At 62.9% G+C, this 13,024-nt stretch carries 13 protein-coding genes; 5 read left to right on the forward strand and 8 right to left on the reverse strand.

What is annotated here, in order from left to right; genetic code table 11:
- Positions 1-115: 115 nt before the first annotated feature.
- The 7 genes from BOH68_RS06865 to purU form a co-directional block, all read right to left on the reverse strand.
- Positions 116-958 carry an IclR family transcriptional regulator gene (locus tag BOH68_RS06865; RefSeq protein ID WP_077377066.1) on the reverse strand — a complete coding sequence of 281 codons (843 nt, stop codon included), beginning with the start codon at positions 956-958 and terminating at the stop codon, positions 116-118.
- A 141-nt stretch (positions 959-1,099) separates the two neighbouring features.
- Positions 1,100-1,795 (reverse strand): aminomethyltransferase family protein, encoded by a 696-nt coding sequence (locus tag BOH68_RS06870; protein WP_219815822.1) that lies wholly within the window; start codon positions 1,793-1,795, stop codon positions 1,100-1,102.
- Between the two features lies 1 nt (position 1,796).
- Positions 1,797-4,805, reverse strand: a complete 3,009-nt coding sequence (locus BOH68_RS06875; RefSeq protein ID WP_258038284.1) for a 2Fe-2S iron-sulfur cluster-binding protein — start codon at positions 4,803-4,805, stop codon at positions 1,797-1,799.
- Entirely contained in the window at positions 4,802-5,113 is a 312-nt protein-coding gene (locus BOH68_RS06880; protein ID WP_054555966.1) for a sarcosine oxidase subunit delta, read from the reverse strand. Before BOH68_RS06880 ends, BOH68_RS06875 begins: the two co-directional genes overlap by 4 nt.
- A 95-nt stretch (positions 5,114-5,208) precedes the next feature.
- Positions 5,209-6,450 carry an FAD-dependent oxidoreductase gene (locus BOH68_RS06885; RefSeq protein WP_077377063.1) on the reverse strand — a complete coding sequence of 414 codons (1,242 nt, stop codon included), beginning with the start codon at positions 6,448-6,450 and terminating at the stop codon, positions 5,209-5,211.
- Between the two features lie 38 nt (positions 6,451-6,488).
- Positions 6,489-7,436, reverse strand: coding sequence for a bifunctional methylenetetrahydrofolate dehydrogenase/methenyltetrahydrofolate cyclohydrolase FolD (gene folD, locus BOH68_RS06890; RefSeq protein WP_077377061.1), 948 nt, complete (start codon positions 7,434-7,436; stop codon positions 6,489-6,491).
- A 131-nt stretch (positions 7,437-7,567) separates the two neighbouring features.
- Positions 7,568-8,446 carry a formyltetrahydrofolate deformylase gene (gene purU / locus BOH68_RS06895; protein WP_077377058.1) on the reverse strand — a complete coding sequence of 293 codons (879 nt, stop codon included), beginning with the start codon at positions 8,444-8,446 and terminating at the stop codon, positions 7,568-7,570.
- 571 nt (positions 8,447-9,017) lie between these two features.
- Here purU and BOH68_RS06900 point away from each other — a divergent pair.
- Positions 9,018-9,194, forward strand: coding sequence for a hypothetical protein (locus BOH68_RS06900; protein WP_170877441.1), 177 nt, complete (start codon positions 9,018-9,020; stop codon positions 9,192-9,194).
- 383 nt (positions 9,195-9,577) lie between these two features.
- On the forward strand, positions 9,578-9,829 hold the full coding sequence (locus BOH68_RS06905; RefSeq protein ID WP_139345466.1) for a hypothetical protein: 252 nt from the start codon (positions 9,578-9,580) through the stop codon (positions 9,827-9,829).
- Positions 9,830-10,007: 178 nt separating this feature from the next.
- Here BOH68_RS06905 and BOH68_RS06910 read toward each other — a convergent pair whose 3' ends face one another.
- A complete protein-coding gene (locus BOH68_RS06910) occupies positions 10,008-10,895 on the reverse strand; it encodes a LysR family transcriptional regulator (protein WP_077377052.1) in 888 nt (295 codons plus the stop codon).
- 122 nt (positions 10,896-11,017) lie between these two features.
- On the opposite strand from BOH68_RS06910, the gene BOH68_RS06915 reads away from it, so the two are divergent.
- From BOH68_RS06915 to BOH68_RS06925, 3 genes are all read left to right on the forward strand, one after another.
- Positions 11,018-11,308 (forward strand): putative quinol monooxygenase, encoded by a 291-nt coding sequence (locus BOH68_RS06915; protein WP_024952318.1) that lies wholly within the window; start codon positions 11,018-11,020, stop codon positions 11,306-11,308.
- A 14-nt stretch (positions 11,309-11,322) separates the two neighbouring features.
- Positions 11,323-11,469 (forward strand): hypothetical protein, encoded by a 147-nt coding sequence (locus BOH68_RS06920; RefSeq protein WP_181013924.1) that lies wholly within the window; start codon positions 11,323-11,325, stop codon positions 11,467-11,469.
- A gap of 138 nt (positions 11,470-11,607) precedes the next feature.
- Complete coding sequence (locus BOH68_RS06925; protein WP_170877440.1) at positions 11,608-12,798, forward strand: L-dopachrome tautomerase-related protein; 1,191 nt, start codon at positions 11,608-11,610, stop codon at positions 12,796-12,798.
- Positions 12,799-13,024: the final 226 nt, after the last annotated feature.

The raw sequence follows: 13,024 nt of genomic DNA on the forward strand, positions 1-13,024 counted from the left end.
GTTCCAGGGGCAGCGTAAGGGGAAAGGGTGGGCAAGGGATAGGGAAAGGAGGGGGAAACAAGAGGGATGATGGACGTCCCGGGAGAACAAGCAGCGGCCAGACGGAAACTGCCTGTCAGCGGCGGTGCAGGCCACCCAGCTCATGATTGATATGGCGGGCGCAGTCCATCAACGCGCCGCGCAACAGCAGGCACCGGCGCTCGTCGGCCATCATCGCATCGGGGCCCGAGATATTGATGGCGCCCACCAGATGACCGGTATGGTCATAAAGCCCCGTGGCGATGGCGGTGGCGTAGTCGGAACGACTTTCCACCCATCCCTGGCGGCGAGCCTCCTCGATGGCATCCTTCAAGGCCGGCAGGTTCTGGGGCGCCGGCGGTGGGTAGTCATCCAGACGGATCTGACGATAGAGCTGCTGCAGTTCATCCTCGCCCAGCACCGTGAGCAGGATGCGCCCCATGGCGCTGACATGACACGGCAGACGGGAGCCGATGGGGATGTTGACCGACATGCGCTGTGCGGCGAAGGCGCGGTAGAGATAGATTGCATCCGTGCCCTCACGCACGCTCAGGTGACATGACATGGTGGTCTGGTCGCGCAGGGTGTCCAGGTGGGGTGCCACTACCTCGACCAGGTCACGACTGGCCAGATAGCTGAAGCCCAGCGAGATGACCTGTGGCCCCAGTTCATAGGTGTTGCGAGCGATCTTCTTGAGATAGCCCATGTCGGTGAGGGTGATGACGATACGATAGATGGCCGAATTGGTGGTGCCAAGTTCCTCGGCGAAGTCATTGGTGGTCAGCACCTTGCGCCTGCTGCTGAACATCTCGAGGATTCTCAGCCCGCGAAACAGTGCCGGCACGGTGTAATCATTCTCGCGAGCAGGCGCGGTCGAGAGCGATGGGTCATCGGTCACGACCTCCTGCCCGGAAGGGAGCGAGGCGTGGGAATCGGGCATACCTGGTTCCTTTTGCTGCGTATGGCGAGCCGTAGGTGAAACGCAGTCTCCCCGTCGCTGCCTGGAACTCAGACGACGACGGGGAGCGGGTGACAACGTGAGAGGCATGCGCGAGCGGATGCCAAGGTTGCGTCGCAATCGCTAGCCGTGATGATGGGCCAGCAGGGCAGCGGCTGTCACGGTCTGCCCCGAGTATTCGTGCATGGCATCGAGCATGACGCCCCACTGATAGTGGCTGGAGGCGATGTCGAACAGCAGGTGGAAGCAGGGGCACTGATGGCTTCCCACGTTGACGATGATCGCGTTGGTGCGTGCCACTGACGTCTGCGCGACGCTCCCGGGCGGGAAGGCCTCACTGCGCAGGTCCACCCCGCAGAGCTTGGCCATCAGCGTCGGTACGCTGCTGCCACTCAGGCTGAACCAGGCGTGGGAATCCCGCCGTGGCAGGGAATGCACGCGCCTGCCCTGGGCCAGTGCGTCATCCGCCTGCGCGATGAGCGGCAGCTCGGCCACGCCCGCATCGGGGGTGATGGCCGGCGTCAGTTGCAGAAACTCACCCACTGACAGCCTGACCAGCCAGCTGCCATCCGTCTGGAGCCTTGCCGTATTGGGCGTATCCGGCACCGTGAAGCCCAGCGCGCCCAGCCAGTCGGCGGCCTCGCGGCCGCGAAGACCTGCGCGTCCCAAGGTGCTCATGTCGGCGAGCGCGCAGTGGCTGATGGCCGTCGCCATGTCACTTGATGCGTCGGTTGTCGACGCGCCAGTGAGGCTTGCCGGCAATGCACAGCGCGCCAACGCCGTGGAGCCATCCAGGTGGTCCGTCATTGATGTCGTCATTTCACAGCTCCTGGCGGGCAGACTTGGGATCAAAGAAGGGCAGGGCCACGACCTCGGCCTGGACCAGTACGTCGCCCTGGGTGCGGATGGTGATCTTGCTGCCGGGCGTACTGCTGTCGATTCCGGCGTAGGCCAGGCCGATGATGGCACCCAACGTCGCGCTGTATTCACACGAGGTCACGTTGCCGGTGATGTCGCCACCGGGCTTGGCGGCGTCGGCGCTCTGCTCCCCGCCGCTGAGCACCAGTTGACCTTCCAGCGGTTGCGGGCTGTCCTTGGGCAGCATGAAGCCGACCAGCTTGCGGGTCTGGGGCTGGGCGGCAAGAATCTCGATCGCACGACGGCCGACACAGAAGGGCTTCTTGTGGCTGACTGCCCACTCAAGGCCGATCTCGCCGGGATGGCTCATGCCATCGGTATCCTGACCGATGATGATGTGACCTTTCTCGAGACGCAGCAGACGCTGGGCCTCGACGCCGAAGGGGCGGATGTCGGCCTGCTCGCCTGCCAGCATCAGCAGGTCCCACAGCGCTTCGCCGAAACGGCTCGGCACGTGGATCTCGTAGCCCAGTTCACCGACGAAGCCGACCCGCAGCAGGCGGGCGGGAATCCTGCCCTGCGTGCCCAGCAATTCGGTCTCGAGATGGCCGGTGCGCAGCTCCAGATAGGGGAAGGCCTGGGGGCTCAGGTCGATGTCGCGACACACCTTGCTCAGCACCTCGCGGGCCTTGGGCCCGGCCAGATTGACGGCGCAGTAAGCGGCGGTGACGTTGGTGATATCGACATCGAGTCGCCACTGGGCATTCCACTTCAGCATCTGCTGGTAGACACGGTCCACGCCGCTGGTGGTGGCGGTGACATAGAAGTGTTCCTCACCGAGGCGGCACGAGACGCCATCGTCGATGATCACGCCTTGCTCGTTGGCCATGGTGGCGTAACGTGTGCGACCCACCGGCTGCTTGAGGAAGGCGAAGGTGTAGAGGCGGTTGAGCAGCTCGGCGGCATCCGGCCCGCGCAGCTCGATGCCACCGAGGGTCGAGACATCGATCAGGCCCACGCCGTTGCGCACGGCCAGCGCCTCGGTCTGCATGGCGTCATTGCGCTGCTCGGGGCGGCCATAGAAGGCCGGGCGCGCCCAGTGGCCGGCCGGCATCATGCTGGCACCGAGAGCTAGATGGCGCTGATGCATCGGTGTCTGGCGGTAGGGGTCGAAGCTGCGACCGGCCAGCAGCGGCAGCGGTTCGGCCACGAAGGGCGGGCGCGCGGTGGTCACGCCGGTCTCGCTGACGGTGCGCTGGGTGGCCTCCGCGACCAGACGCGCGGCCGGCAGTGCCGAGTGACGGCCCTGGGACGGACCCATGCCCAGTGTCGAGAAGCGCTTGACCAGCTGGATGTCGCGATAGCCATGGCGGGTGGCATTGAGGATGTCGCGAATCTGCAGGTCTTCATCCAGATCGACGAACTCCTTGCCCTTGGGGTGCGCGAACAGCGGCCAGCCATGCTGACGGAAGGGGCGTGACGGCGTGACGGCCGCAGGCTCATTCGCCTCAAGCGTGGCATCCACGACCTTGCCTGCCGCGGCAAGCCCGTTCAGGGCGGCGCTCGTGGCACGCTGACCATCGGCGATCACGTCCTTGAGGTGATAGAGGCCATTGGCGGAGCCTGCCATGTGCAAATGTTTCGGCAGGCCGCTGAGGCTGAAACGCGCATCATCATCCAGATAGGAGAGCTTGGCACCCGCCTGGCAGGCCAGCTGATAGACCGGCATGTAGCCCGCCGTCATGCAGACCAGATCACAGGGGATCACCTCTCCCTCGGTGGCCAGTTCGCCGCGCGCGACGATCTTGCGTACCTCGACGCCGGTGACGTGATGCAGCGACTTCTCCGCCTGCGCCTCGAAGATGGCGTGCTCGAGCTTCAGGGCGATGCCGCAGTGGCGCACCGCATCGGCAAGGCTTGCCTCATCGGGCTGGGCGCGCATGTCGAGCAGCGCGACGATGTTGACGCCGTGCTCCATCAGGTCCAGCGCGGCCAGATAGCCATCATCGCTGCCGGTGATCACCACGCCTTGCTTGCCCGGCAACACGCCATAGTGCTGCATCAGGCGCTGGGCGGCACTGGCGAGCATGATGCCCGGCAGGTCGTTGTTGCGAAATACCACCGGTTGATCGAAGGCGCCGCTGGCGAGAATGCATTCCTTGGCGCGCACCTTGTAGAGGCGCTTGCCGCGGATCACCGGCAGGTAGTTGTCGGTGAACCAGGCATTGCAGGTCGCCTCGGTCATCACGTCGATTCGCGGATGCGCCGTGACGGCCGCGCTCAGCGTCTGCAGTGTCTGGTTGGCCTCATGGCCTTCGGCGTCGAAGCGCGCATAGGTCAAGGCGCCGCCGAGCAGACGGCCCTGTTCGACCAGCAGCACGTTGGCGCCACCCTCGGCAGCCCCAAGCGCCGCCGTCATGCCCGCCGGGCCGGCGCCCACCACCACCACGTCGTGGAACAGATAGGCCTTGTCGTGATAGTCGCCACGCACGTCCAGATTCAGGGTCCCGAGCCCGGCCTTGCGGCGAATCAGCGGCTCCCAGTACTTCCAGACGCCCTTGGGCTTGTAGAAGGCGCGGTAATAGAAGCCCACCGGCATGAATTTCGAGAACTTGCCCAGCCGCATGTCGCGGTCATTGTCCAGGCTGCCATTCACGTTCTGAGCAGTGACCTCGAGCCCCGGGCTGATCTGGCGCTCATCGCCCAGCACGTTGGGCTCATCCGGCAATTGCACCAGGGTGTTGGCATCCTGGCCGGCAAAGGTCAGAGCGCCGCGCGGGCGGTGATACTTGAAGGAGCGCGACAGCAGCCAGCGGCCATTGGCGGCCAGGGCACTGGCGATGGTGTCGCCGGCAAAGCCCTGGTAGCTCACACCATCGAAGCTGAAGGTCACCGGCGTGTCACGGTCGATCAGTCGGCCCAGCGGGGCTGGCAGACGTGCGCCTCGGGCCATGGGGACTCTGGCGTTCATGCGCGTTCTCCCGAGCTGTCCGTAGTGTGCAGTGGAAACTCCACGCGCTGGGTGAAGCGCTCGGAGGGATCGAAGGTGCGCAGGATCTCGTCGGTCACGGTGTGACGCTCGGCGAGGAACCAGTAGCTGGAGGCGGCGTGCATCCACCATTCGGTGACGACACCGGCGGTGTTGTCGCTGAAGAAGACGTAGTCGGCCCACTCGCGATCACTGCAGGTATCGGGGTCTGGCATGTCGGCAAGCTCGCCGCCATACACGAATTCGCTGATATTTCGGGGCCCATTGAGTGGGCAGGGCATGATCTTCATCGCGGAAATCCTTGACCGTTGTTCTTGTACATCCAGCGTGGGGTGCGCATTCCCGGGCAGTCGTCGAGCCTTGTAGGTCGAGCCGTCGCGAGGCGTCAGTGGCTGGCGGCAGTCGCGCCCATCTCGTTGACCTGACGGAAGCGTGCGAAGCGTTCCAGCGCGAAGGGGGCGATGAGGTCAGGGGTCTTGCCGCCGGAGGCGACCAGCTCGGCCATGGTCTTGCCGCAGATCGGCGTTGCCTTGAAGCCCCAGGTGCCCCAGCCGGCATCCAGGTAGTAATTCTCGACGGGGCTCTCGCCCATGATCGGGCTGTAGTCCGGCGTCATGTCGGTCGTGCCCGCCCATTGGCGCATCAGGCGGGCCTGGGACAGGAAGGGGAACATCTCCAGCGCCGCCGCGATCAGGCTTTCCTTGAGGTCCAGCGTCGAGCGGGTGTTGTAGAGCGGATAGGGGTCGGAGCCACCGCCGAACACCACCTCGCCACGGCTGGTCTGCTGCACGTAGCAGTGCATGGCCGAGGAGCTGACCAGCGGATCGAGAAACGGCTTGAACGGCTGGGTGACCATCGCCTGCAGCGGATAGCTGATGATGGGCATGGTGAAGCCGGCCTTGCTGGCGAGCACTGAGCTGTGCCCGGCCACCGCCTGCACCACGCAGCCGCACTGCACGGTGCCGCGATTGGTCTTCACCGCGCGGATCTTGCCGCCTTCGACCACGAGGTCCTGCACCTCGGTGAGCTGGTGGATCTCGACGCCGCGCTTGGCGGCCTCCTTCGCATAGCCCCAGGCGACGGCATCGTGCCGCGCGGTGGCGCCATCGATATGCCACAGGCCCGCCATGACCGGCAGGTGGCCGGGGTCCAGGTTCAGGCTCGGTACCAGCTCGCGGATCTGCTGGCGATCCAGCATCTCGGTGCGCCCACCGAAGTGGGTGTTGACCTCGGCCCGCTGGCGGAAGGCCCGCACAGTGGAGTCGGTATGCGCGAGGGTCAGTTGGCCGCGTTCCGAGTACATGATGTTGTAGTCGAACTCGTTGGACAGTCCCTGGAACATGCGCACCGATTCGCTGTAGAAGCGCACGCCTTCCGGCGTCAGGTAGTTGGAGCGAATCACCGCGGTGTTGCGCGCGGTGTTGCCACTGCCCAGGTAGGCCTTTTCCAGCACGGCGATATTGGTGATGCCGTGATACTTGGCCAGATAGTAGGCGGTGGCCAGGCCGTGCCCGCCGCCGCCGATGATGACCACGTCGTAGCGGGACTTCAGCTCCGTTGGCGGGGGGAGGTCGACTTCGGCCGGATACTCGGAGGACAGGCCGTACTTGAGCAGGGAAAAGGGCATCATTCACTCCCGGTACGCGCAGGCGTACCTCTAGTGGTTCAGGCCGACTGGCGACGCGCGGCAGTCAGGGTGTTGGCAAGCAGGCAGGCGATGGTCATCGGGCCGACGCCCCCGGGGACAGGCGTGATGGCGCCCGCGATCTTGCTGACCGCAGCGAAGTCCACATCCCCGACCAGTCGCGTGCGCGCCTTGCCGGTAGGGCTTTGCTCGGCGGACTGCGCGATGCGATTGATGCCCACATCGATGACCACGGCGCCGGGCTTGATCCAGTCAGCGCCGATCATGTTCGGGCGACCGACGGCAGCCACCACGATATCGGCCTGGCGGCAGAGTTCGGCGGGATTCTGGCTGCGTGAGTGCAGCTGGGTGACGCTGCAGTTGGCGGCCAGCAGCAGGCTGGCCATCGGCTTGCCGACGATGTTGGAGCGCCCGATGATCACCGCATGCAGCCCGGAGAGATCCCCACCGCGCTCGGCAAAGGTGTCACGCAGCAGGCGCATGCAGCCGGTGGGCGTGCAGGGCGCCAGGGCATCGGCGCCCTGGACCAGCGCCCCGACGTTCATGCGATGGAAGCCGTCGACGTCCTTGGCGGGGTCGATGGCCTCCAGCACCGCGTCTTCCTGGATATGGGCCGGCAGCGGCAGCTGGACGAGGATGCCATGCACATCAGCGTCGGCATTGAGTCTGGCGACCAGCGCCAGCAGCTCGGCCTCGCGGGTCTCGCTGGGCAGGATGTGCTCGAAGGACTGCATGCCACACTCGACGGTACGCTTGAGCTTGTTGCGCACATACACCTGACTTGCCGGGTCCTCGCCGACCAGCACGACGGCAAGCCCCGGTATCACGCCTTGCTGCGCGAGGCTTGCGACCTCTGCCGTGACTTCCTCCAGCAGTCGCGTCGAGGCGGCCTTGCCATCGATCACGGCGGCGGTGGGCTGTGCGAGTGTCTCGTCCGCGCTCGCGGTGGGTGTCGCTTGGGTATTCATGACTGCGCTTCCTCCCTTGGGTGACGGCCGATGATTCACACGTGGTCTGTCTTGAAGACTTGCTTTAAGACTTGTTTGACGCCTTGTTTGAAGACTTATTTGACGCCTTGTTTGAAGACTTATTTGACGCCTTACTTGAAAATCACGGTGCGATCATTGGCGAGGAAGACGCGGTGTTCGATGTGATAGCGCACGGCATTGGTCAGCGCCTGGGTCTCGGTATTGCGGCCGGCGGCGACCAGGTCATCCGGGGCGAAGTTGTGCTCGACCCGCTGTACGGCCTGATCGATGATCGGCCCTTCGTCGAGGTCTGCCGTGACGTAGTGGGCGGTGGCACCGATCAGCTTGACCCCGCGGGCGTGTGCCTGGTGGTAGGGCTTGGCGCCCTTGAAGCCCGGCAGGAAGGAGTGGTGGATGTTGATGGCGCGCCCGGCCAGCTTCTGGCACAGCTCATCGGAGAGAATCTGCATGTAGCGCGCCAGTACCACCAGTTGAGTGCCGGTTTCCTCGACGATGTCCATCAAGGCCGCTTCCTGGCGCGCCTTGGTGTCCTTGGTGATCGGCAGGTAGACGAAGCGGATGCCTTCGCGCTCGACCATCGGGCGCAGGTCCAGGTGGTTGGAGACGACCGCGGTGATCTGCATGTCCAGCTCACCCTTGCGATAGTGGTAGAGCAGATCATCCAGGCAATGGTCGAACTTGGAGACCATGATCAGCACCGGCATCTTGTCCTTGCCACCGTGGATCTGCCACTGCATCTCGAAGGGCGCCGCCACATCTTCAAAGGCCTGACGCATACGCTCGATATCGCCTTCGATGCCCGTGTTGAAACGGAAGCGTGCGCGCAGGAAGAACTGCCCCTTGTCCTCATCATCGTACTGCGCCAGCTCACTGATGTAGCACTCGTGAGTGGTCAGGAAGGTGGTGATGGCCGCCACGATGCCGGACGTCGCCGGGCAGCTGATGGTGAGGATGAAGTGATCGTCTGAGGTGCAGGTCGCGTGAGGCATTCTGGGCTCCGATGTCGGCAGAAAGGCATTTTTGTTGTGATATGAAGAACCTCATTCACTGACGTGGTTTCAATTCGGTTATTTCCTGTCAGTGACTTAATTTTCTTCTCAAGTAAATAACAATGTTTTTCTGGCGCTGGGTCAAGCCTGATCGACACGTCGACCGGTGTTAGCGTCCATGAAATGAAGACAATGATTCACTGATGAATCTTTACCGCTTTGGGGGATCGCGGAGCAGGGTAAAGCCATGAGGCGGGCGAGGGTGGGACAGGTGCCTGATGAGACACGCTCGTCTCGAGTTGGCTACAGCCTGCGAGCAACGTGAAAGGTATCGTCATATCCCAGTTGGGCAATTGCTGGCTGCAATATCAACACGTTAGTGTGCACTCATTGTATGCCTTGAGGTGTGACCTCTTGAGCCGGTATTCCTGCAAGACAATGAGGTAGACACGATGCGCACATTGACGATCGCGGCACTGATGATGGCCACGCTGCCAAGTCCCAGTACACCCAGCACAAGGACAGCGTCAGGACCTCTGCCCAATCCCACAAGGCGGCCGCTTCCGGGCAGGTGGCTGACAAGTCCTCTCACGTTGCCAGCAAGGCCCACGATGCCAAGTCCAAGGCGAGCAATGCCAAGTCCAAGGTGAGCGATGCCAGGTCCAAGGCGAGCAACAAGGCGAGCGATACCAATTCCCGCTACCAGAAGAAGAACTATGCAGACGTGCTCAAGAACGAGCGCCACTGATGGCATGACGCTTTTGCTCGGCACGGTTTGAGTCGGGCAGTTGCCCGCTGTTGACAAGACCCCCTGAAGCCTCCGGTTGCAGGGGGTCTTTGCATGCCGGGCACGCTCCTTGAGATCCGCGCCCGTCTGGCGCGGCAGGCGATGTGCCTCTGGTGTGCGTCAACAGACGCTGACGTCGCGTGTTTCATACGCTCGCCTCGACAAGATGCAAGCATTCGTCAAGCGAGCCTGACTGGCTTGCGAACATAAATATCAAGGAGTTAGTGTGCCACCACCCTGTCTCCCTGGACCCTGGTCTTCAGGTCAGGAAGGGGACAATTCGCGAGTAGAGAGGAGTAGGTACGATGCGCAGGATGACGATTGCAGCACTCATGGTAATGGGCATGGCTGGCTCCTCAGTGGCAATGGCAAATTCCTACACTGATGCGGCGAAGGACAGTGCCAAGTCCCAGTACACCACAGCCAAGGACAACGCCAGTTCCAAGGTGACTTCCCGGACTGACAGTGCCTCTTCCAAGGTCAGCTCTGCCAAGCACAAGGCAAGTGACAAGGCCAGCTCTGCCAAGACCAAGGCAAGTGACAAGGTCAGCTCTGCCAAGTCCACCAAGTCCAGCTACGAAGACAAGTTCAAGTGATCTGATCCCCCTGGATTCGGGGGAGTCATGTGACACCCAGCCCCCGTCAGCCTCAGGCTGACGGGGGCTTTTTCGTGGGGGGATCCCCAAGGCCGCGCAGGAGTCGTCTCTCGCCGAGAGGTGCGTTCTGCCCGGCACGTCATGAGGAGAATGGGCGAGCCGGACGGGCATTGACAGATCAGTGGTCCGAAAAGGACTCGACCAGATGCTGGGCGAAGGCCTGCACGCGGCGTGGCTGAGCGCGGGCGGGCGGGAACAGCAGCTGAAGCGGTGAGGGCGGAGCAGCGTGCTCCGGCAGCAGCTCCACGAGGCGACCCTCGCGCAAGTCGTCCGCCACGTCGACTTCCGATTTCAGGGCGATACCAAACCCTTCCAGACACCATTGGCGCACCAGTTCCCCATCATTGGCGATGCGATTGCCGCTGACGGTGACGATCTGCGGCACCTTGTGGTTGCCGAAGTGCCATTCATTGTCGAGGCTCTTGCCAAAGCGCATCACCAGACAGTTGTGGTGCTTGAGATCGGCCGGCGTCAGCGGTGCGGGGTGCTGCGCCAGATAGGCGGGAGAGGCACACAGCAGGCGACGTTTCTGGCCCAGATGCCGCACGCGCAGCGTGCTGTCCATGATGGTGCCGAAACGCAGCGCAAGATCGATCCCCTGACTGACGATATCGATGTAACTGTCCGACAGCAGCAGCTCTATCTCGATGGTGGGGTGCTGACGCTGAAATTCGGTGATGGCGCGTGACAGGGCGTTGCGACCCAGATCGCTCGGTGCGCTGATGCGAATTCGACCGGTGAGTGTCTGGGCACCCAGGCGGATGCGGGTCTCAAGCTCCGAGACACTGTCGAGCAGACCACGGGCTTCTTCCATCAGCGTGCGGCCCTCTTCGGTCAGGCTGATGGCACGTGTGGTGCGGTTGAGCAGCACCACCCCGTAGTGCGCCTCCAGTGAAGCCAGACGCTCCGATACCGTCGTCGGCGACAGTCCCGTCTCGCGCCCCGCGGCGGTCAGGCTGCCTTTCTCGACGATGGTCAGAAACAGCGCGATGTTGTCCAGTAGCATTGTGCGGTTTTTCCGAATTATCTTTGCGAAAAGGGGATGTTTATACGGATAAGGCTTGTGACTAGGATGATCACATCGCTTGAGCAACTCAAGCCTTCCTGAGACATCACGGAGTTCCTTCCATGTCCCAGTTGACCATCATCGCCAATATCCACGCCAAGCCGGACCAGATCGAGAAGGTCAAGGCGGCGCTTCTCAAGCTGGTGCCGATCACCCGCGCTGAAGAAGGCTGCCTCACTTACACCCTGCATCAGAACAACGAGAATCCGGCACATTTCACCTTTCACGAGAACTGGGTCTCGCGTGAGCTGTGGCAGCAGCACATGCAGGCACCGCATCTGGAAGAGTACGTGGCAGCGACAGAAGGCGCGGTCACTGAGTTCACCTTGCAAGAGATGACGGCTTTCGCCTGAGGTGTGGCCTTCGGGTGATAGGTGGTCCTGATATTCCACGCAGGCAATACAGGCTTGCTCGCCAGCTCATCGGCGCCGCGGCGCTCAAGGATCTCTCCCAGCTCTACATCGGCAATCCGCGTCTCAGTGAACTGGAAGATGAACTGCGCCGTCGCGCCTGATTCTTTGCGCCTGATTCGTCGCACCTGAATCTCTACAACCCCCGGGCGATGACTACGTCATCGTCCAGTCTCTCTACCTCATCTTCATCGATCCTGCCGGCCCGGCGCACAGCGCCAACCGGCGGGCAAGGAGTCCCCATGCCGTTTTTTCGCCTCAAGACTGCCATCTTCATCGCCTCGCTGGGCGTCAGCGCTGCCTCTGCCGTGCAGGCTGATGCCACAACGGCTGAAGCCTCCGCCGACAACCACCAGAGCGCCGCAGCCAGTGCCTGGAGCCACGCGACCCTCAGTACCTTTGCCGAGTATTCGGACACCCGCCCCGGCAACATCACCTTCACGCCGGAAGGCCGCTTGATCATGTCCCAGCAGCCACTCGATGCTCCGGCGCTGCGCGTGGTCGAGATCACTCAGGACGGCAAGCGTGTGCCATTCCCGACCCTGGATTGGGCCGATGGTCCGGAAGAGGGCGAGGTGGGCATCGCGTCAATCATCGGCGTACATTCCGACCGTCAGGGCGTGGTGTGGATGCTCGACATGGGCAGTCAGGACAGTGCGCCCAAGCTGGTGGGCTGGGATACCCGCAGTGATTCGCTCAAGAAGGTGATCCCGCTTGGGGGAGACAGCGTGCTGCCGATCTCCTTCCTGCAGGATTTCGTCATCGATGAAAGGCGCGGCAAGATCTATATCGCGGACATGACCTTCACTGCCCCCGCCTCCCACATGAAACCGGCCTTCGTGGTGGTGGATATCGCCAGTGGCAAGACGCGCCGTGTGCTGCAGAGCGATGAAAGGCTGATGCCGGTGGCGCATGACATGGTCATCAATGGGCGTCTGATGGCGGCCAAGGGCGATGGTGATGGCGAGGGAGAGCAGAGTGGCGGGCCGAAGCCCTGGTACCTGGGATTGAACGCCATCGCCTTCGACCCGGCAGATGACGTCGTCTATTTCGGTGGCGTGAATGGCAGTGATATCTATCGTCTGCCGGCGGCTGAGCTGGCCGATGACACCGCCACACAGGCGGAGCTGTCGCGCGCCATCACGCATTACGCCACCAAGCGTCCCAATGATGGCTTCATCTTCGATGCCAGTCGTGGCGGCATCATCGCCGGTGACGCGGAGCACAATGCACTGACCTTCTCATCGCCGGAGGGCATGTCGGTGATCGCCCAGGATGACGAGCGTCTGCGCTGGCCGGATGGCTTCGCCTTCGCGCCCGATGGCAGCCTCTACCTCACCACCAATCAGCTGAATGCTCACCCGGCGCTCAATCAGGGTGTCGATGGCAGCGACAAGCCTTACTACCTGCTCAAGCTGACACCCGCCAACTGACAGGCTCTGCTTGCGGCAGGCGAAGGGCTTGTCTGGCCAGTCCTTCGCCCTGTCTTGCCTGTCAGCGTATTTCCCCAACGCAGGACGTGTCTGATGACCGTCCTGCGTTGTCGTCTCTTGCCTCTCGCCTCTGTAGCCGACGACCCGCTGGCGTCTCCCTGGAGGCAACCCGCAAACTCGCTGCTCATTATCCGCTTTATCCGGATTAACTTTGCGGATATGGGTC

The organism is Cobetia sp. MM1IDA2H-1 (assembly GCF_002916775.2).
Lineage (GTDB): Bacteria > Pseudomonadota > Gammaproteobacteria > Pseudomonadales > Halomonadaceae > Cobetia > Cobetia marina.

Coding starts and splice junctions, on each gene's coding strand:
- BOH68_RS06865 (WP_077377066.1), bottom strand. CDS start 958: ATGCCCGATTCCCACGCCTCGCTCCCTTCCGGGCAGGAGGTCGTGACC.
- BOH68_RS06915 (WP_024952318.1), top strand. CDS start 11,018: ATGTCCCAGTTGACCATCATCGCCAATATCCACGCCAAGCCGGACCAG.
- BOH68_RS06880 (WP_054555966.1), bottom strand. CDS start 5,113: ATGAAGATCATGCCCTGCCCACTCAATGGGCCCCGAAATATCAGCGAA.
- BOH68_RS06875 (WP_258038284.1), bottom strand. CDS start 4,805: ATGAACGCCAGAGTCCCCATGGCCCGAGGCGCACGTCTGCCAGCCCCG.
- purU (WP_077377058.1), bottom strand. CDS start 8,446: ATGCCTCACGCGACCTGCACCTCAGACGATCACTTCATCCTCACCATC.
- BOH68_RS06885 (WP_077377063.1), bottom strand. CDS start 6,450: ATGCCCTTTTCCCTGCTCAAGTACGGCCTGTCCTCCGAGTATCCGGCC.
- BOH68_RS06870 (WP_219815822.1), bottom strand. CDS start 1,795: ATGACGACATCAATGACGGACCACCTGGATGGCTCCACGGCGTTGGCG.
- folD (WP_077377061.1), bottom strand. CDS start 7,436: ATGAATACCCAAGCGACACCCACCGCGAGCGCGGACGAGACACTCGCA.
- BOH68_RS06905 (WP_139345466.1), top strand. CDS start 9,578: ATGGCTGGCTCCTCAGTGGCAATGGCAAATTCCTACACTGATGCGGCG.
- BOH68_RS06910 (WP_077377052.1), bottom strand. CDS start 10,895: ATGCTACTGGACAACATCGCGCTGTTTCTGACCATCGTCGAGAAAGGC.
- BOH68_RS06925 (WP_170877440.1), top strand. CDS start 11,608: ATGCCGTTTTTTCGCCTCAAGACTGCCATCTTCATCGCCTCGCTGGGC.